The organism is Streptomyces sp. NPDC038135, assembly GCF_055601245.1.
Genome location: NZ_JBVJXS010000003.1, coordinates 578,412 through 596,491, shown reverse-complemented (window position 1 = coordinate 596,491; position 18,080 = coordinate 578,412). Strand labels below are relative to the sequence as shown.

Below are 18,080 nucleotides of genomic sequence, written 5' to 3'. Positions count from 1 at the left end.
GACGCGCGGGGCGCGGCTGCTGGAGGCAGCGTATGGCATGACTGTGACAAATGAGGAGGGGGTTTCGGTTGTGAAGAGGTCACTCGCCTCGGGCCGCGACATCGCGTCGGCGGACCACGACACCGCGAGGCAGGCGCACGGCGGCGCCACCCGCGCGGCCCGTACGGTCCTGCGGCGCGCTCCGAGTGGTCGGGAAGTCCGACCTGCCGGCCGGAGGTGGAACCCCGGCGCTGGTTTCTACGTTGCTGTAGAAGATGCGGTCGCCCCTTCTGGTGGCCGCAACGCCGTCTATCGCATGTGGAGTTGGTTGGCATGGCCCTGTGGGACCGCCTCAAGGAGTCCGCGTCTCAGATGCAGAACCAGTTGGTGGCGAAGAAGAACGACCTCAAGAGCGGCGCCTTCCGAGACGCGAGCATGGCCATGTGCGCGCTGGTCGCGGCTGCCGACGGGACCGTCGATCCCTCCGAGCGGCAGCGCGTGGCCCAGCTCATCGGTACCAACGAGGTACTGCAGAACTTCCCCGCCGACGATCTGCGCCGGCGCTTCGAGGAGAACCTGAACAAGCTCACCGCCGACTTCGCCTTCGGCAAGGTCAGCGTGATGCAGGAGATCGCCAAGGCGAAGAAGAAGCCGGCGGAGGCCCGTGCGGTGATCCAGATCGGCATCGTCATCGGCGGCGCCGACGGCGACTTCGACAAGGACGAGCAGGCCGTCGTCCGCGAGGCGTGCTACGCGCTCGACCTGCCGCCGCACGAGTTCGACCTCTGACGGTCAGGCCCTGACGGCGGCGGCGCACGGTCCTCAAAGGGGCGTCGCCGCCTTCAGGACGAGGTACATCGTCATGGCCGAGTTCGCCGACGACAGCGCGGACACGGCCGTGCCCACCGCCGCGCCCCAGGCCGCCAGGCCCACCGAGGTGAACACCGGCGGCCAGGGGCGGCCCGACGGGGCGGGCGCGAGCAGCGCCGCCACCCGGCGCGGGACCGGTCCGGGCGCGGCGAGGCACGGCAGCGTCGCGGCCGGGGCGCGGTGGGCGGACAGGGCCGCCCGGCCGATGGCGCGGGCCACCGTCCGGCGGCTGCCGACCACGCGGGCCGCCTCCTCGTCCGCCCACCGTTCCGCCGTGTACGACACCGCCGTGCGCAGCGGGCGCAGGAACGGGTTGGCGCACGCCGCCAAGTGGACGGCGAGGAGCAGGCGGTGGTGCCGGGCGGCGAGGTGGGCGCGCTCGTGGGCGAACAGGGCCCTGCGTTCACCGGGCCGCCGAAGCCGCTCCAGCAGGGCGGTGGTCACGACCACGCGGTCCCTTCGTCCGCGTCCGCCGGGCAGCGCGTACGCGTACGCCGCCTCGTCACGCAGTACGGCCACCTGGGCGCGCCGGAGGCCGGCCAGGGCCCGGTGCGCGCGACGCCGGGTGCGGGCGTGGCGCCACAGGGTCCGGCCGCAGGCCGCGACCACCGCGCACAGAGCCGGGATGGCCGCCTTGCCGGCGATCTCGTCGTACGGCACGGCGGCGCGCACCTCGGGGTCGGACCAGGCGTCGGGCAGCGGGTTGCCGGGGAGCTGGGCGGTGCCGACCACCATCACCAGGGCGAGGCAGACGGTGCTGCACACCGCCATCACCGCCGCCACGGCCGCCAGCAGCCGCGTGGCGGCACGGGGATGCAGGTGCTGTTCGGCCAGGCGCGCGACCGGCCACGCCGTCAACGGCAGCACCAGCGGCAGGAAGACGAAAAGTCCCATCAGGCCCCCGTGATCTCCATCAGAGGATCGCCATCGGGCCTCAGTCGTCCGCCGGCAGGTCTTCTCCCGGCAGGTCTTCTCCCGGCAGGTCCACTCCCGGCGGGTCTTCTCACGGCGGGTCCTCTCCCAGCAGGTCCTCGCCCAGCAGTTCGCGCAGCAGTCGCCCGTCCTCGGGGCCGAGACCGGTGACGAAGCTGGCCAGTACGGCCTGCCGGTCGCCGCCGGCGTCCAGCACCTTGCGCATCTTCCGCGCGGCCAGGTCCGCCTCGTCCGACACCGGCGTCCAGGCGAAGGACCGGCCCGCCCGCTCCCGGGTGACCGCGCCCTTGGCCAGCAGCCGGGTGAGGATCGTGACCACCGTCGTGTAGGCGAGGTCGCCGCCCAGGCGCTCCTGCACCCAGCCGGCCGTCGCGGGTCCGCCCGCCTCCCGCAGCGCCGACAGGACCTGCGCCTCCAGCTCGCCCTGCCCGCGCCGGGAACGCCGCCGGTCTGCCGTCACGCCCCGTCTCCCTTCCGCCGTCCCCAGGTCATGGGCGGTACATCGTAGGGACACGCCGGGGCGCACACCGGAGCACCCGTGCCGTGGTCAGCATCTGCCCGCCCGGCGCAGCGCCTCCTCGGCGCCGTCGGCCAGGGCGCCCACCAGGCCGGCCGCGGGGGGCAGGCCGGTGACGAGGTCGACGGCCTCGCCCGCCCACACCGGCAGCGCCGGCACCGCGCCCCGCGCCACGTCGTCCTGGTAGTCCTGCCGGGCCCGCGCGTCCGCTTCGAGCTCCTGCTCCCGGTCGCGCCACCGGTCCAGATACGGGTGCCCCAGGGTGCGGGCGGTGTACCGGGAGGGCCAGCGGGAGCCACGGACGATGTCCAGTACCCGGCTGCGCTCCGTGTCCTCCCCGCGTCCGTCGACGAGCGCGGCGGAGACCGAGGGGTGGACCAGCGCCTCGGCCGTGGCCTGGAAGCGGGTGCCGATCAGCGCCCCGGCGGCCCCGAGGGCCAGGACGGCCGCCAGGCCGCGGCCGTCGGCGATCCCGCCCGCCGCCAGCACCGGCACCGGCGCCGCCAGGTCCACCACCAGCGGCACGAACGGCAGGGTGGAGCGCCCGTGCCGGGCCCCGTGCCCGCCGCCCTCGGTGCCCTGGGCCACGATGACGTCGGCGCCCAGGTCCACCGCCTGCCGGGCCTCCTCCATGTCGGTGACCTGCACGATGAGCGCGGCGCCTGCCCGGCGGACGGATTCGGCGTACGGGCTCGGGTCCCCGAACGAGAACATCACCGCCCTGGGCCGGTGCTCGAGTACCCGTTCGACCGCACGGGCGTCGATCTGCCAGGTCAGCAGGCCGACACCCCAGGGCTGCGCGGTGCCCCGCCGGATCAGGGGCACCTCGCGGGCCAGCCAGTCCGGGTCGCCGTCGCCGGAGCCGAGCAGCCCGAACCCACCGCCCCGCGAGACCGCCGCCGTCAGCGCGCCCCCGGCGGAGCCGCCCATGGGCGCCAGCGCGACCGGGTGCCGTACCCCGAACAACTTCGTGAACGCCGTCGACAACGCCATGGCCGCCATCATCGCCCCACGCGGGCGCGAGCGGCATCCCCCGCACCGGCCGGCACCCCGACCTCCGCCCAGACCGTCCTGCCCACGGGGTGCCGGGGCGTCCAGCCCGAGCGTGCTGCCAGGGCGTCCACGAGGAGCAGGCCGCGGCCCGACTCGCCCTCCGGGGCGGAGGGCGGCCGACCGGCCCCGGTTGTGGGTCGTCCTGGACGAGGCGGTGCTGAGGCGTCCGGTCGGGGGCCGTGACGTGATGCGTGAGCAACTGAGGCGACTGCTCCGGACCGCGGCGGAACCGCACATCACGCTGCAGGTGCTGCCGTTCGACCAGGGGGCCCACGACGCGATGGGCGGCTCGCTGACGCTCCTCGAGCTGCCGGACGGCTCGGAGGCTGGCGGCGGGGCTGGACTCCGCGCAGATCACCGCGCTGCTCACGGCAGGGCTCCCCGGCAGTCTGCGGGCCCGCCCGGCCCACATCCTCGCCTTCCGCCTCCGCGAGACACCGCTGTGCGCCCCGCCCGAGCCGTCGCACCCCGCGGCCCGCCCGGCCACCCTGCCGCTCCAGAACTGCGACGGCTGCGACCGCGCCTTCCGCGCCCCGGCCCCGGGTCACTGCCGCGACTGCCGCACCGGGGCCTTCCTGGGCGAGGCGTGCTGAGCCCGCGGGCCGGGTGCGCGCGGGCGCCGTCGGTGTCTCCTCAGCCGAACATCCCCGGCTCGTAGTCACCGGCCGGCTGCTGGACGATGACGTTCATGCGGTTGTAGGCGTTGATCAGGGCGATCAGGCAGACCAGGGCGCCGAGCTGCTCCTCGTCGTAGTGCTTGGCGGCGTCGGCCCAGGCCTCGTCGCTGACGCCGCCGGCCGCGTCGGCGATGCGGGTGCCCTGCTCGACCAGTTCCAGCGCGGCGCGCTCGGCGTCGGTGAAGACCTTCGCCTCCCTCCAGGCGGCGACCAGGTTGAGGCGGATCGCGGTCTCACCGGCATGCGCGGCGTCCTTGCTGTGCATGTCGGTGCAGAAACCGCAGCCGTTGATCTGGCTGGCGCGCAGCTTCACCAGTTCCTGCGTCGCGAGCGGCAGCGTCGAGTCCGACAGGACCTTCCCGGCGGAGTTGATGTAACGGAAGAACTTGCCGGCGACCGGGTTCTCGAAGAGGTTCAAACGAGCGTCCATGACGTCCTCCTGTGCGGTTGCTGTTGGCTACACCTCCTTGACGGAACGGGCCGGGGAGATGTGACAGCAACGGTTGTGACCTGGGTCACTCCAGGTGGGCGGGGCGTGAGAACCGGTGATCCGGAGCCGGTCACGGATCCGCAGGAAATGTGTGCAGGAGCGCCACACAGACCGCACACAGTCTGCGGAACGCCTCGTTACCGTTGCCGCTCGATCTCCCGTACGTACGTGAACTGGCCCCGACCGTGGCCGCAGGCGCCGCCGACTCAGGAAGACCGTGAATGGACTACTGCTCCTCGTGCCGTCGGCATCTGAACGGCGCACTGGTGTGTCCCGGGTGCGGCGCCTACGCCCCCGACATCGCTCCGCCGGCGGCCGTGAGCGCGCCCCGGACGACTCCGGCCGTGTCCATGGCGGGGGCGGAGACGCATCCGTTCGACGCGTTCGGCACCGGTGACTGGTACGACGACGGCCCCGTCGACGCCGACGAGGAGCCCGCACCGGCCGCCGCGGACGGCGCGCCCCGGTTCCAGCCGTCCGGCGAGGTCGCGGTCCGTCCGGCCGCTTCGCAGGGGCGGGCGGCCCGGCGGCGGCAGCTCGTGCGCTGGAAGAAGAACAAGCGCCGGGCGGCGGTCGCCACCGCCTTCGCGATCGTCGGCGGCGGGCTCACGCTGGCCTCCCTGGACCGGCAGTCCGGCGACCGGGCCCAGGCGGCCTCGGCGGCCGACGCCCACAGCATGGGCGTCGCGGAGCGGCAGACCTCCGCCGAGTCCCGGCCCGACGCGACACCGCCCACCGGCCGTCACCGGGCCACTCCCCCGGCGCACACCCCGGCGGCCCCCGCGCACGCCGGCGCCCGGCACTCCGCGTCCGACGGGCAGGGCCGGCACGCCATGGCCGCCGGGGCGCCCACCACCGCGTCCGACAGCCGTCCGGACGCCGTCGCCTCCCCGCTTCCGGCGGTCACCCGGGCCGTGACGCAGACCGTCGGCTCGGTGTCCGGGTCCGGGTCCGGGTCCGGAACTGAGTCCGGGTCTGGTTCCGGGTCCGCTTCCGGGAGCACCGGCACGACGGCGCAGGCGCCGGCCACCTCGACGCCCGTCAACGGCGGGAGCACCGCCTCGGGAACGACGCAGACGAGTCCGTCGCCCGCGGCCACCTCGCCCTCCCAGCACCAGCTCTGCCTGCTCGTGGTGTGCCTGGGCTGACCCGGTTCATCTGGTTGCTGGAACCACCTATCGGCTTGGGGCAGTCTTCTCCCTCGTGGCGAGCGTTCCGATTCAGGGTGGGCCCGGCGCCGGGACGGCGACGATGGTGGTGTGCGGCGACGACGCGCTCGCGCACCGCCTGACCGCCGAGTTGCGCACCTTCCACGGTGAGCAGGTCACCCTCGTCGTGCCGCCCAACGAGCGCCTGGTCCGGCCCCCGGTGGTCGGGCGGGCGCGCGCCGCCTCGGCCGCGCTGCTCGACCGGATGGTCAGCGCCGCCGTCGGACGGGCCGGCGGCGCCGGCTCCGCAGGGGCCGGCGCGGGTACGCAGAACGCGGACGGCGTGCGGGTGCTGGAGGCCGTCGACGTCACCGAGGCCGTGCTCGCCGAGGCCGGGGTGGAGCGGGCGACCGCGCTGGCGCTCGTGTACGACGACGACGAGACCAACATCAGGGCCGCGCTGACCGCCCGCCGGCTCAACCCCCGACTCCGGCTCGTCCTGCGGCTGTACAACCGCAGGCTGGGCCAGCACATCGAGGAACTGCTCGACCAGGCGGCGACGCTGGCCTCGGGCGAGGGACCCGACGGCGGGCCGGACGCCTCCACGACCGTGCTGTCCGACGCCGACACCGCCGCGCCCGCGCTGGCCGCGGCCGCCGTCGCCGGCACCACCAAGGTCGTCCAGGCCGGCGGGCTGCTGCTGCGGTCCGTCGAGCGGCCGCCGGCCCGGGACGGGCAACCCCCCGACCAGGGCCTGTGCACACTGGCGCTGCTTTCCGCCAACGGCGGCGGGCCCGGTGGAACGGGCCGGGCCGGCGGGGAGCACGGCGGGGAGCAGGAGCCCCGGTTGCTGCCCGACGACGACGAGGTGCGGCTCGCCCGCGGGCGGCCGGCCCTGGTGCTGGAGCAGGTGTCGGCCGTGGGCGGAGCGGTGCCGGACGCGGCGGGACGCGGTGGCGGGGTGGCGGCCGGGGTCGTACCGCCGCTCGCCTCCCTCTTCTCGCGGCGGCTGCGGTGGTCGCTGGCCGGTCTGGTGGCGTGTGTGGTGGCGCTCGCCGTCGCGCTGTGGGTGGTCACCGACATCGGCGCCCTGCCGGCGTTCTATCTGACGCTGCTCGACCTGTTCGCCATCGACGATCCCGCGATCGGGCAGTCGCTCGGGCGGCAGGTGCTGCAACTGCTGTCGGGGCTCGTCGGGCTGCTGCTTCTGCCGGTGCTGCTGGCTGCCGTGCTGGAGGCGCTGGGCACCTTCCGGAGCGCCTCCGCGCTGCGGAAGCCGCCGCGCGGGCTCGGGGGGCATGTGGTGCTGCTGGGGCTGGGGAAGATCGGCACCCGGGTGCTGACCCGGCTGCGGGAGCTGAACGTCCCGGTGGTGTGCGTCGAGGCGGACCCGGAGGCGCGGGGGCTGGCGACGGCCCGGCGGCTGCGGGTGCCGGTGGTGCTGGGCGACGTGACGCAGGAGGGGGTGCTGGAGGCCGCCAAGATCCACCGCGCGTATGCGCTGCTCGCGGTGACCAGCGCGGACACGACCAATCTGGAGGCCGCGCTGTACGCCCGGTCGGTGCGGCCGGATCTGCGGGTGGTGCTGCGGCTGTACGACGACGACTTCGCGACGGCGGTCTACCGGACGCTGCGGGCCGCGCATCCCGGGGCGCCTACGCGGAGCCGGAGTGTCTCGCACCTCTCGGCGCCCGCGTTCGCGGGGGCGATGCTGGGGCGGCAGGTGCTGGGGGCGCTGCCGGTCGAGCGGAGGGTGCTGCTGTTCGCTTCGGTGTCGGTGGGCGGGCACGCGGAGCTGGAGGGGCGGGCTGTGGGCTCGGCGTTCCGGGGCGGGGCCTGGCGGGTGCTGGCGGTGGAGGGGCGGGGGGACGTGGGGCCTGACTACGTGCTCGGGGCTGGTGACCGGGTGGTCGTGGCCGCCACTCGCCGGGGGCTGGCGGAGTTGGGGTGAGGGTCCAGGGGGCTCCGCCCCCTGGACCCTCGATACCGGCCGAGCCCTCGGACGGGGGCGGTTACGCCCTGTTCAAATGGCGGTTGGCGTAAGCGAGCTCCAGGGAGACCTGCTTGATCCGTTCGTCCACCACCAGGGAGCCGTGGCCCGCGTCGTAGCGGTAGACCTCGTGGGGGGCGTCGCGGGCCTGGAGGCGCTGGACGTAGTTGTCGATCTGGCGGATGGGGCAGCGGGGGTCGTTGACGCCCGCCGAGATGTACACCGGGGCCTTGACCTGGTCGACGTAGGTCAGCGGGGAGGACGCCTCGAAGCGGTCCGGGACCTCCTCCGGGGTGCCGCCCAGCAGGGTGCGGTCCATGGCCTTCAGGGCTTCCATCTCGTCGTGGTACGCCGTGACGTAGTCCGCGACCGGCACCACCGCGATGCCCACCGCCCACGCCTCCGGCTGGGTGCCGAGGCCGAGGAGGGTGAGGTAGCCGCCCCAGGAGCCGCCGGTGAGGACCAGGCGGTCCGGGTCGGCGAGGCCGGAGGAGACCGCCCAGTCGCGCACGGCGGCCACGTCCTCCAGCTCGATCAGGCCGACCCGGTGCTTCAGGGCGTCCGTCCAGGCGCGGCCGTACCCGGTGGAGCCGCGGTAGTTGACGCGGATCACCGCGTATCCCTGGTCCACCCAGGCGGCCGGGCCGGCGGCGAAGGAGTCGCTGTCGTGCCAGGTCGGGCCGCCGTGCAGGTCGAAGACCGTGGGGAGCGGGCCGGTCGCGCCGGCCGGCTTCTGGATCAGGGCGTGGATGCGGCCGCCGGGGCCCTCCACCCAGGCGTCCTCCACCGGCACCGACGGCGGGCACTTCATGCCGGGCGGGTCCAGGACGACGCGGCCGGAGGTGGAGCGCACCGCGGGCGGCTCGGCGGCCGACGACCACAGGAACTCCACGTCGCCGTCGGGCCGGGCCGTGGCCCCGGAGACCGTGCCGGGCGGGGTGGGGATGCGGGTCAGCTCGCCGGCGGCCAGGTCGTAGCGGAACAGCTCGCTGCGGGCCTCGTAGCCGTGGACGACGAGCAGGGCGGCGCCGTCCGGGTACCACTCGGCGCTCACGTCGCCGGGCAGGTCGAAGGAGAGGTCCGTCTCCGTGCCCGCCGCCACGTCCCACACCAGGGGCTCCCAGCGGCCCCGGCGCTGGTGGCCGATGAGCAGCCGGGTGTCGCCGTCCACGGGGGCGAAGCCCAGCACCTCCAGGCCCAGCTCCTCGGTGCCGCCCTTGGTGTCGTCCAGCTCGGCGACCGTCGTGCCGTCCGGGCGCAGCACGCGCAGGGCCGCGTGCATCGCGTCGCCGTGCTCGGTGTGCTCGATGGCGATCAGGGTGCCGTCGTGGGAGAGGTCGCCGACGCCGGCCGACTCGCGGTGGCGGTAGATCTCCACCGTGGGCTCGCCCTGGCGGGCGAGGTGGATGGTCGTGCCCTCGTCGTCCGTGGAGCGGCCGACCACCGCCGTGCGGCCGTCCCGGGCGAGGGCCAGACCGGCCGGGTAGGAGGGGTCGAGGCCGGGGACGGCCGTCTCGTCCGCGCCGCCCGTGAACGGCTGGCGGCGCCAGACGCCGAACTCGTCGCCGTCCTTGTCGTCGAACCACCAGATCCACTCGCCGTCCGGGGCGAGCACGCCGTCCGTCGTGCCGTTCGGCCGGTCCGTTGCCTGCCGCTGCCCGCCCGTCGCCCGGTCCCAGGCGTACAGCTCGTAGGTGCCCGTCGCGTTCGACACGAACAGGGCGCGGTCCGGCGCGTCCTCGGCCCAGTCGGGCAGCGAGACCCGCGGCGCCCGGAAGCGCTTCTCCCAGTCCGGCATGTCCGGTGTGTCCGGCGTCCTGCTCTCACTCATCGCCCCAGTCATGCGCCCATAGTGCCTGGCCCGACCGACAATCCGCTGACGGTGCCCCCAGCCTGTGGACAACTTCCCGATCGCGCCCACGCGGTCCGCACACGCATACGGGCACAAGTGCGTACGCAGGTCCACTCCCGCGGCCGGCCGACCCCGGCACGGGCCGGTCGCCCCCGCCCCGTACCGTTGTGGGCGTGTACCGGTTTCTGCTGACTCCCCGCTGGTGGGGCATCAACGTCTTCGTGCTGCTCGCCATCCCGTTCTGCGTCTTCATGGGGACCTGGCAGCTGAGCCGGTTCGAGGGGCGGGTGCAGGACCACCGCGCCGCCACCGAGCAGGCCGCGTCGGACGGGCACGAGACGGCCCGGCCCCTGGACACGATGCTGCCCGTCGACAAGAGCACCTCGGGACGGCGGGTCACCGCGAGCGGCCGGTACGGCAAGCAGCTCCTCGTGCCCGGCCGGGAGCTGGACGGCAGGAACGGCTTCTACGTGCTGACGCTGCTGCGCACCGACTCCGGCCGGTCCCTGCCGGTGGTGCGGGGCTGGCTGCCCGGCGCCGCGAACGCGGCCGAGGCGCCCGGCGCACCGTCCGGCGAGGTCACCGTGACCGGTGCGCTGCAGGCCTCCGAGACGCCGGGGAGCAACGGCGCCGGCGCCGAGGGCGGGCTGCCCGCCGGGCAGACGGCGGCGATCAGCTCGGCCACGCTGGTCAACCTGGTGCCGGACCGGCTGTACGACGCCTGGGTCACCCTCGACCGGGCCGACGCCGGGATGAAGGCCGTGCCCGCGACCGCGCCCGCCGGCACCGGTCTCGACCTGAAGGCCTTCCAGAACCTCGGCTACACCGGGGAGTGGTTCGTCTTCGCCGGCTTCGTGGTCTTCATGTGGTTCCGGCTGCTGCGCCGCGAGGTGGAGTTCCAGCGGGACGCGGCGCTCGGCCTGCTGCCCGAGCAGGAGCAGGAACGCGAGGGCGAGGAGCGGGGGAAGGCCTCCGCTTCCACCGCCGTCTGAGACGCCGCGCTCGCGGGCGGCCTCCCCTGCGGCCGCCGCCCGCCCCGGGGCTACGACGCGGCCAGCACCCCGGTGTAGTACACCGTGCCCGCGCACGCGTTGGGCACGGTCGCGGAGGCCGACGGGGAGCCCGTCTCGCCGGTGTAGCCGACGAGGACGCTGCCGTCGGCCGTGCCCTCCTCGGTGACGAGCTGGGTGGTGGTGCCCGAGGTGCCGCCCGTGTCCGTGCCGCCGCCGGCGCTCGCGTCCTGCGAGGGCGACGGGTCGGGCGAGGGGTCCACCCCGCCGTCGGAGCCGCCGGTGGGGGTGGAGCCGCCGCCGGTGGGGCAGGTCTCGGAGGGCACGAAGGCGAACCGCTCCTCGTAGGCCGCACCGGGCTGCAGGACCAGCTTGGGGACGTCGAGGGAGGGGTCGGGCAGCGCGGCCGCCGCGTCCCCGGCCACGTGCCGGACGACCCCGATCTTGGCCTGGTCGGCCGCGCCCTGCGCCGTCGCGCTGACCACGACCCCGCCGGTCACGGTGCAGGCGGCGCCCGAGGTGTTGGTGACGCGGAAGGTGCCGTAGACCACGCCCGTCGAGTCCGGGGCGGCGGCGCTGCCGGTGACGGAGCTCAGCTGGGCCGCCGTGCACAGTCCGGCGCCCGAGGCCGTGGGGGCGGACGGGTCGGCGGCGCCGCCCGAGCCGTTGCCGCCGCCGGTCGTCCCGTGCTCACCGGTCTTGCCGTTGCTCTTGTCCTGCCCGGGGGTGCTGCCGCGGGAGCCGCCGGTGCCGCCGGAGCCGGCCTGCGGGTCCTTTCCTTGGGTCGCCCCGCCCTGCGCCTCGGAGGACTGGCCCGCCATGGCGGTGTTGGGGTCGGTGCCACCGGAGTTCGAGACATGGACGAGAGCGGGGATGGCGGTGCCGATGAACAGGGCCGCGGCGGCCATGCCGACGGCGGCCTGGCGCTTGCGGGCCCGGCGGGCCGGTACCGCCCGGCGCAGGTGGTCGAGGGTGCCGGTGCGCGGCTCGATGTCGCCGACCGCCGAGTGCAGCAGACTGCGCAGGGCCTGCTCGTCCGAGCCCAGCCCGTCGAGCGCGTCGAGGCCCGTGGCGGGCTTCTGTGAGCCCTTCTCTTCGGGGCCGTGGTTCACAGTTCCGTTCCCAGCGTGCGATTGCGGGTGCTCTTGCTCGTGACCCTCCGTCGGCTCGTGCCAGGCGTAGGGTTCGTGGCGCTCGTGCGAGAGGTTCTCGGGTGAGAGGTTCCCGGGCGCGGGGTCCTCGGGCGAGAGGTCCTCGGCCGAGCGGTCCTCGGGCGGGACGCCCTCGTCGCCGTGCTCGGTGCGCTCGCTCATGCCGACGCCTCCATGGACACGCGCAGCGCGGCGATGCCCCGGGAGCCGTACGCCTTCACCGAGCCCAGCGATATCCCGAGCGTCTCGGCGACCTGGGCCTCCGTCATGTCCGCGAAGTAGCGCAGCACCAGCACCTCGCGCTGGCGGCGCTGCAGGCCCTTCATCGCCTTGATGAGGTCGCGGCGCTCGAGCTGGTCGTAGGCGCCCTCCTCCGCGCTCGCCATGTCCGGCATCGGCTTGGAGAGCAGCTTCAGGCCGAGGATGCGGCGGCGCAGGGCGGAGCGGGACAGGTTGACGACCGTCTGCCGGAGGTAGGCGAGGGTCTTCTCGGGGTCGCGGACGCGCTTGCGGGCCGAGTGGACGCGGATGAACGCCTCCTGGACGACGTCCTCGCAGGAGGCGGTGTCGTCGAGGAGCAGCGCGGCGAGACCGAGCAGCGAGCGGTAGTGCGCCCGGTACGTCTCGGTGAGGTGGTCGACGGTGGTGCCGGCGGCCGCGGTTTCCGCGGCCGGCGCGGCGGCCGCGGTGTCGTCGGAGCCGTCACGCTGACTGGGGATGCGGGTGGGCCGCGCTGCAGGCATGGGCGCGATCACCGGCATGCCGCCGGCCAAGCGCGGCCGGAGCGCCGCACGAGGCGGCCGGAGGGCCGCGGTGCCGCGGGCCGCATTGAGTTCGAGTACCTCTGCCACGCCAGTTGGACACGCTTCCCCCCAGAAGGGTTGTACGTGCCGGACGTCACATGTGCGACAACCGACGGGTCCTCAACAGCCGTCATGCGCCCCGCTCTTCCCTTATGTCCCAATCGAACGGGCGTCCCCCGCCCGGATCACGGCGTCCCCACGCCGGATCCCCACGCCCACGTCTCGCAAGGGTCACTGCAAAGACGCTCCCCGCCCTCCGCACGGTTGCGGGGGACGGGGAGGAAAATCCTCTGCCGCCGGGGAGCGCGGAGCAAGTGGTTTGGACCATGCTCCCGGCCACATTCCTTATGTGGATACTACAAACGTTCTAGTCGCGGGCGACAGTATCTCCCGTGATCTCCGCCGCCAGCAGCTCGGCGATCTGCGCGGTGTTGAGCGCGGCGCCCTTGCGCAGGTTGTCGCCGCACACGAAGAGCTCCAGCGCGGTCGGGTCGTCCAACGCCCGACGGACCCGCCCCACCCAGGTGGGATCGGTGCCCACGACGTCGGCGGGGGTGGGGAACTCGCCGGCGGCGGGGTCGTCGCACAGCACCACGCCGGGCGCGGTGGCGAGGATCTCGCGGGCGCCGTCGACGGTCACCTCGCCCTGGAAGCGGGCGTGGACCGTGAGGGAGTGCGTGGTGATCACCGGCACCCGTACGCAGGTGACGGCGACCGGCAGCGCGGGCAGCCCGAGGATCTTGCGGGACTCGTCCCGCACCTTCATCTCCTCCGAGGACCAGCCGTCCTCCCGCAGCGACCCGGCCCACGGGACCACGTTGAGCGCGACCGGCTCCGGGAAGGGCCCGGTGTCGTCCCCGACGGCCCGCCGCACGTCACCGGGCTTCGTGCCCAGCTCGGTCCCGGCGACCAGGGACAACTGGGCCCGCAGGGCGTCCACGCCGGCCCGCCCGGCGCCGCTCACCGCCTGGTACGACGACACCACCAGCTCGCGCAGCCCGAACTCGGCGTTCAGCGCGCCCAGGGCGACGATCATCGACAGGGTGGTGCAGTTGGGGTTGGCGACGATCCCGCGCGGCCGGTTGCGCACCGCGTGCGCGTTGACCTCGGGCACGACGAGCGGCACGTCGGGGTCCATCCGGAAGGCGCCGGAGTTGTCGACGACGACCGCACCGCGCGCGGCGGCGACCGGCGCCCACTCGGCGGCGACCTCGTCGGGCACGTCGAACATGGCGACGTCGACCCCGGCGAAGGCGTCCTCCGTCAGGGCCGTCACCTCGACCTCCTCCCCGCGCACGGCCAGCTTGCGGCCGGCCGAGCGGGGGGAGGCGATCAGACGGATCTCGCCCCAGACGTCCGCGCGCTGGGACAGGATCTGGAGCATGACCGCGCCGACGGCTCCGGTCGCCCCCACGACCGCGAGCGTCGGCTTGCCGGTCATCGGCCGGTGCCCCCGTAGACGACGGCCTCGTCGGTGTCGGAGTCGAGCCCGAAGGCGGAGTGGACGGCGCGGACGGCCTCCGGCACGTCGTCCTTGCGGGTGACGACCGAGATACGGATCTCGGAGGTCGAGATCAGCTCGATGTTCACGCCCGCGTCGCTCAGCGCCTCGAAGAACGAGGCGGTGACGCCCGGGTTGGTCTTCATGCCGGCGCCGACCAGGGAGATCTTGCCGATCTGGTCGTCGTAGCGCAGGGAGTCGAAGCCGATGCCGCCCTTGTTGCGCTCCAGGGCGTCGATGGCCTTGCGGCCCTCGGTCTTCGGCAGGGTGAAGGAGATGTCCGTCAGGCCGGTGGACGCGGCGGACACGTTCTGCACGACCATGTCGATGTTGATCTGGGCGTCCGCGATGGTCCGGAAGATCGCCGCGGCCTCGCCCGGCTTGTCCGGGACGCCGACGACCGTGATCTTGGCCTCGGAGGTGTCGTGCGCGACGCCCGAGATGATGGCCTGCTCCACCTTCTGGTCCCCAATCGGCTCACTGCTGACCCACGTGCCCTGAAGTCCGCTGAAGCTGGACCGGACGTGGATCGGGATGTTGTAGCGGCGGGCGTACTCCACACAGCGGTGGAGCAGCACCTTGGAACCGGAGGCCGCGAGTTCCAGCATGTCCTCGAAGGAGATCCAGTCGATCTTCTTCGCCTTCTTCACCACGCGCGGGTCGGCGGTGAACACGCCGTCGACGTCGGTGTAGATCTCGCACACCTCGGCGTCGAGGGCGGCCGCCAGGGCCACCGCCGTGGTGTCGGACCCGCCGCGGCCGAGCGTGGTGATGTCCTTCTTGTCCTGGCTGACGCCCTGGAACCCGGCGACGATGGCGATGTTGCCCTCGTCCAGCGCGGTGCGGATGCGCCCCGGCGTGACGTCGATGATCCGGGCTTTGTTGTGGACCGAGTCGGTGATGACGCCTGCCTGGCTCCCGGTGAACGACTGGGCCTCGTGCCCCAGGTTCTTGATCGCCATGGCCAGCAGCGCCATGGAGATGCGCTCACCGGCGGTCAGCAGCATGTCGAACTCCCGGCCGGCAGGCATGGGTGAAACCTGCTCGGCGAGATCGATCAGCTCGTCCGTCGTGTCGCCCATCGCGGAAACGACGACAACCACCTGGTTGCCGTTCTTCTTCGCTTCCACGATCCGCTTGGCGACGCGCTTGATGCCCTCGGCATCGGCTACGGAGGAGCCTCCGTACTTCTGCACGACAAGGCCCACGTGCGCTCCTCGCTCGGTTCGTTTGTGTCGGCTCAGTTTACCGAGCGTCCGTTTTCCGCCCCCCTGCTCCCGCATGGTGAGACACCGGACGCCCGCAACCGGCACCTGCCCAGCCGGGAGCCGGGCACGCGCAAAGTGCCCCGCGTCACAGTGCGGCGGCTACGTGGCCGGACGGCCCATGCCGAGGGGGCCGCCGATCTCCTCGGCCATGACACGGCCCGCCTCGAACTCGAGGGTCTCGTCGCCCATGCCCTGGTCGGTGTCGAGGCCGTCGAGCTCCTCGAGGGGCTGGCCGAGGCGGACGTGGATGAGGACGGACTGGAGGGCGCGCAGCACGGCGGAGGCGGTGGGGCCCCAGTTGGAGAAGTAGGAGAACTGCCACCACCACAGGGCCTCCGTGATGCGGCCCGAGCGGTAGTGGGCCATGCCGTGGCGGAGGTCGGCCATGATGTCGGCGATGTCGTCGGAGATCCGGGCCGGCACGGAGGCCTTGCGGGGCTCGTAGGGGTCGAAGACCTCGGAGTAGACGTCGACGGGGTCCAGCAGCCGGGCCAGGTTCTCGCGGAGCTCGTCCACGTCCCCCTCGGGTCCGAGGTCGGGCTCGTAGCGCTCCTCGGGGACGAAGTCCTCGTGGGCGCCGAGCCGGCCGCCGGCCAGCAGGAGCTGGGAGATCTCCAGAAGGAGGAAGGGAACGGTCGAGCCGGGCTCGTCTCCCCTCGCCACCTCCGTGACGGCGACCAGGAAGCTCTCGACCTGGTCCGCGATCTGGACCGAGAAGTCGTCCGGGTTCCGCGTCGAGTCGTGCAGCGTGGCGTCAGACATCTAGGAGTCGTCTCCCCTCGAAGGCGCGGCCGAGAGTCACCTCGTCCGCGTATTCCAGGTCGCCGCCCACCGGGAGGCCGCTGGCCAGGCGGGTGACCTTCAGGCCCATGGGTTTGATCATGCGGGCGAGGTACGTGGCCGTCGCCTCGCCTTCGAGATTGGGGTCGGTGGCGAGGATCAGCTCGGTGACCGTGCCGTCCGCCAGCCGGGCCAGGAGTTCCCTGATGCGCAGGTCGTCGGGGCCGACGCCCTCGATCGGGCTGATCGCGCCGCCGAGGACGTGGTAGCGGCCGCGGAACTCACGGGTGCGCTCGATCGCGACGACGTCCTTCGGCTCCTCCACCACGCAGATGACGGACGGGTCGCGGCGCGGGTCGCGGCAGATGTTGCACAGCTCCTCCTGCGCCACGTTGCCGCAGACCGCGCAGAAGCGGACCTTCGCCTTGACCTCCAGGAGCGCCTGCGCGAGCCGCTTCACGTCGGCCGGCTCCGCCTGCAGGATGTGGAAGGCGATCCGCTGCGCGCTCTTGGGACCGACGCCGGGCAGCCGCCCCAGCTCGTCGATGAGGTCCTGGACCACGCCTTCGTACAACGGACTGCCCTTCCTGGAGACCTTTCGGTACGTACGGTAGTCGGCTGCCGCCCGTCCTTGGAAGGCGGCGGAGGTTTCGCTCAGGTGGCGGGCACCGGAACGGGCGCCGGATCAGAAGGGCAGGCCCGGGATGCCGCTGCCGCCGCCGAGGCCCTGGGCCAGCGGGCCCAGCTTCTGCTGCTGCAGGGTCTGCGCGTTCTCGTTCGCCGCCTGGACGGCCGCCACGATCAGGTCCGCGAGGGTGTCGGTGTCCTCGGGGTCCACCGCCTTCGGGTCGATCTTCAGCGCCCGCAGCTCGCCGGAGCCGGTGACGGTCGCCCGCACCAGACCGCCGCCCGCCTGCCCGTCGACCTCCGTGTTCGCCAGTTCCTCCTGGGCCCGCTGGAGGTCCTGCTGCATCTTCTGGGCCTGCTGGAGCAGCTGCTGCATGTTGGGCTGGCCACCACCGGGAATCACGATCAGCTCCTGGTTCCTCGTCCACTGCGTCGTCGTTCGCTGTGCACGAGCCTACGTGGTCCGCCCCGCCATCGCCGCGCCACTCTTTCGAGTGATTACGGCGGCGGCCCTATACCTGATCAAGGCCCTCTTCCGGGCGGAAAAGCCGGCAAAGCCACGTCCGCGCCACCCATTGGGCGGTAGGAAGGTGGCCGCACACCGGCATCCGACGTCACACCGTGTGACGGGGGTGCGCAGTGCCGTGATCGGTGTCGTGTTCAGTAGGGAGTGCCGGGTGGGTCAGCCGGAGATGCAGCCCGAGGGTCCGCCTCAGGACGGGCGGGACGAGGGTCCGGCCGGACCGCGGCCGGGCGATCTGACCGGGCGGACCTTCCCGCTCGGGGACTGGGGAGAGCCCGCCGAACGCCTCGACGAGCTGTACCGGTGGGTGGAGCGCGGGGCGCTGCACACGGCCGCCTGGTACCTGGAGGACCGGGTGTGGAAGCGGCGGGGCGCCCGCGCGCTGCGGGCCGGGGCGGCGACCGGGACGGTCCTCGGGGCCGCGCTGCCCCTGCTCGACATGACCGGGGTGGTCGGCGGGGTCGCGCCCTGGGGCTATCTGGCGCTGCTGTTCGCGGTGGCCTGCCTCGGCGCCGACCGGTTCTTCGGGGTCACGTCCGGGTGGATAAGGGACGTGGCCACCGCGCAGGCCGTGCAGCGGCGGTTGCAGGCGCTGCAGTTCGACTGGGCCTCGGAGTGCGTACGGGAGATGCTGGGGCCCGCCGAGGGCACGGCCAGCGAGGCCGCCGAGCGGTGCCTGGGGGTGCTGCGGCGCTTCTCGGAGGACGTGCAGGACCTGGTGCGCACCGAGACGGCCGACTGGATGGTGGCGTTCCGCACGGGGTCGGCGCCGCTCGGCATCCAGACGGCGGCCTCCGGCGTGCGGGCGGAGGCGGTGGCCCCGGCGGGCCGGCACCCCCTGCCGCCCGCGAACGGCGCCCGCCCGAACATGCCCCGCCAGCGGCCGCCGGAGCCGCGGTAGGCCGCGC

17 protein-coding genes and 1 pseudogene are annotated in these 18,080 nt (G+C 73.7%); 6 read left to right on the top strand and 12 right to left on the bottom strand.

The features are described from left to right. Window positions 1-312 precede the first annotated feature (312 nt). On the top strand, window positions 313-768 hold the full coding sequence (locus tag ACZ7JA_RS11070) for a tellurite resistance TerB family protein (protein ID WP_351667435.1): 456 nt from the start codon (window positions 313-315) through the stop codon (window positions 766-768). 33 nt (window positions 769-801) lie between these two features. On the opposite strand, the gene ACZ7JA_RS11065 is transcribed toward ACZ7JA_RS11070, so the two are convergent. From ACZ7JA_RS11065 to ACZ7JA_RS11055, 3 genes are all read right to left on the bottom strand, one after another. Next, complete coding sequence (locus tag ACZ7JA_RS11065; RefSeq protein ID WP_470807922.1) at window positions 802-1,743, bottom strand: M56 family metallopeptidase; 942 nt, start codon at window positions 1,741-1,743, stop codon at window positions 802-804. A gap of 109 nt (window positions 1,744-1,852) precedes the next feature. Continuing rightward, window positions 1,853-2,242, bottom strand: a complete 390-nt coding sequence (locus ACZ7JA_RS11060; RefSeq protein WP_450748709.1) for a BlaI/MecI/CopY family transcriptional regulator — start codon at window positions 2,240-2,242, stop codon at window positions 1,853-1,855. A gap of 87 nt (window positions 2,243-2,329) precedes the next feature. Beyond that, on the bottom strand, window positions 2,330-3,292 hold the full coding sequence (locus tag ACZ7JA_RS11055; protein WP_450742646.1) for an NAD(P)H-dependent flavin oxidoreductase: 963 nt from the start codon (window positions 3,290-3,292) through the stop codon (window positions 2,330-2,332). 178 nt (window positions 3,293-3,470) lie between these two features. On the opposite strand from ACZ7JA_RS11055, the pseudogene ACZ7JA_RS11050 reads away from it, so the two are divergent. Beyond that, a pseudogene (locus ACZ7JA_RS11050) lies at window positions 3,471-3,677 on the top strand (Scr1 family TA system antitoxin-like transcriptional regulator); the annotation flags it as partial. A 308-nt stretch (window positions 3,678-3,985) separates the two neighbouring features. Here ACZ7JA_RS11050 and ACZ7JA_RS11045 read toward each other — a convergent pair. After that, window positions 3,986-4,459: a carboxymuconolactone decarboxylase family protein gene (locus ACZ7JA_RS11045; RefSeq protein ID WP_351667443.1), complete on the bottom strand. Its 474-nt coding sequence runs from the start codon at window positions 4,457-4,459 to the stop codon at window positions 3,986-3,988. Between the two features lie 281 nt (window positions 4,460-4,740). On the opposite strand from ACZ7JA_RS11045, the gene ACZ7JA_RS11040 reads away from it, so the two are divergent. Both ACZ7JA_RS11040 and ACZ7JA_RS11035 read left to right on the top strand, forming a co-directional pair. Then, entirely contained in the window at window positions 4,741-5,667 is a 927-nt protein-coding gene (locus tag ACZ7JA_RS11040; RefSeq protein WP_470807921.1) for an SCO2400 family protein, read from the top strand. 103 nt (window positions 5,668-5,770) lie between these two features. After that, window positions 5,771-7,618 carry an NAD-binding protein gene (locus ACZ7JA_RS11035; protein WP_470807973.1) on the top strand — a complete coding sequence of 616 codons (1,848 nt, stop codon included), beginning with the start codon at window positions 5,771-5,773 and terminating at the stop codon, window positions 7,616-7,618. A gap of 61 nt (window positions 7,619-7,679) precedes the next feature. Here ACZ7JA_RS11035 and ACZ7JA_RS11030 read toward each other — a convergent pair whose 3' ends face one another. Further along, a complete protein-coding gene (locus ACZ7JA_RS11030) occupies window positions 7,680-9,488 on the bottom strand; it encodes a S9 family peptidase (RefSeq protein ID WP_389300660.1) in 1,809 nt (602 codons plus the stop codon). 194 nt (window positions 9,489-9,682) lie between these two features. Here ACZ7JA_RS11030 and ACZ7JA_RS11025 point away from each other — a divergent pair, with 194 nt between their 5' ends. After that, window positions 9,683-10,501: an SURF1 family protein gene (locus tag ACZ7JA_RS11025; RefSeq protein WP_470807920.1), complete on the top strand. Its 819-nt coding sequence runs from the start codon at window positions 9,683-9,685 to the stop codon at window positions 10,499-10,501. A gap of 50 nt (window positions 10,502-10,551) precedes the next feature. Here ACZ7JA_RS11025 and ACZ7JA_RS11020 read toward each other — a convergent pair whose 3' ends face one another. From ACZ7JA_RS11020 to ACZ7JA_RS10990, 7 genes are all read right to left on the bottom strand, one after another. Then, window positions 10,552-11,832, bottom strand: a complete 1,281-nt coding sequence (locus ACZ7JA_RS11020; RefSeq protein ID WP_404025681.1) for a DUF4232 domain-containing protein — start codon at window positions 11,830-11,832, stop codon at window positions 10,552-10,554. After that, window positions 11,829-12,521 carry a SigE family RNA polymerase sigma factor gene (locus ACZ7JA_RS11015; RefSeq protein ID WP_389300653.1) on the bottom strand — a complete coding sequence of 231 codons (693 nt, stop codon included), beginning with the start codon at window positions 12,519-12,521 and terminating at the stop codon, window positions 11,829-11,831. Before ACZ7JA_RS11015 ends, ACZ7JA_RS11020 begins: the two co-directional genes overlap by 4 nt. A 319-nt stretch (window positions 12,522-12,840) precedes the next feature. Then, a complete protein-coding gene (locus ACZ7JA_RS11010) occupies window positions 12,841-13,914 on the bottom strand; it encodes an aspartate-semialdehyde dehydrogenase (protein WP_351667451.1) in 1,074 nt (357 codons plus the stop codon). Continuing rightward, the gene (locus ACZ7JA_RS11005) at window positions 13,911-15,182 is read right to left on the bottom strand and encodes an aspartate kinase (RefSeq protein WP_351667453.1); all 1,272 of its coding nucleotides are present in this window, start codon (window positions 15,180-15,182) and stop codon (window positions 13,911-13,913) included. The genes ACZ7JA_RS11010 and ACZ7JA_RS11005 overlap by 4 nt, the downstream gene beginning before the upstream one ends. A 159-nt stretch (window positions 15,183-15,341) precedes the next feature. After that, window positions 15,342-16,004: a DUF5063 domain-containing protein gene (locus ACZ7JA_RS11000; RefSeq protein ID WP_351667455.1), complete on the bottom strand. Its 663-nt coding sequence runs from the start codon at window positions 16,002-16,004 to the stop codon at window positions 15,342-15,344. Beyond that, on the bottom strand, window positions 15,997-16,596 hold the full coding sequence (gene recR / locus ACZ7JA_RS10995; protein ID WP_250401419.1) for a recombination mediator RecR: 600 nt from the start codon (window positions 16,594-16,596) through the stop codon (window positions 15,997-15,999). The genes ACZ7JA_RS11000 and recR overlap by 8 nt, the downstream gene beginning before the upstream one ends. Window positions 16,597-16,707: 111 nt before the next feature. Continuing rightward, window positions 16,708-17,052 (bottom strand): YbaB/EbfC family nucleoid-associated protein, encoded by a 345-nt coding sequence (locus ACZ7JA_RS10990; protein WP_351667457.1) that lies wholly within the window; start codon window positions 17,050-17,052, stop codon window positions 16,708-16,710. A gap of 274 nt (window positions 17,053-17,326) precedes the next feature. Here ACZ7JA_RS10990 and ACZ7JA_RS10985 point away from each other — a divergent pair, with 274 nt between their 5' ends. Further along, the gene (locus ACZ7JA_RS10985; protein ID WP_351667459.1) at window positions 17,327-18,073 is read left to right on the top strand and encodes an SLATT domain-containing protein; all 747 of its coding nucleotides are present in this window, start codon (window positions 17,327-17,329) and stop codon (window positions 18,071-18,073) included. Window positions 18,074-18,080 lie beyond the last annotated feature (7 nt).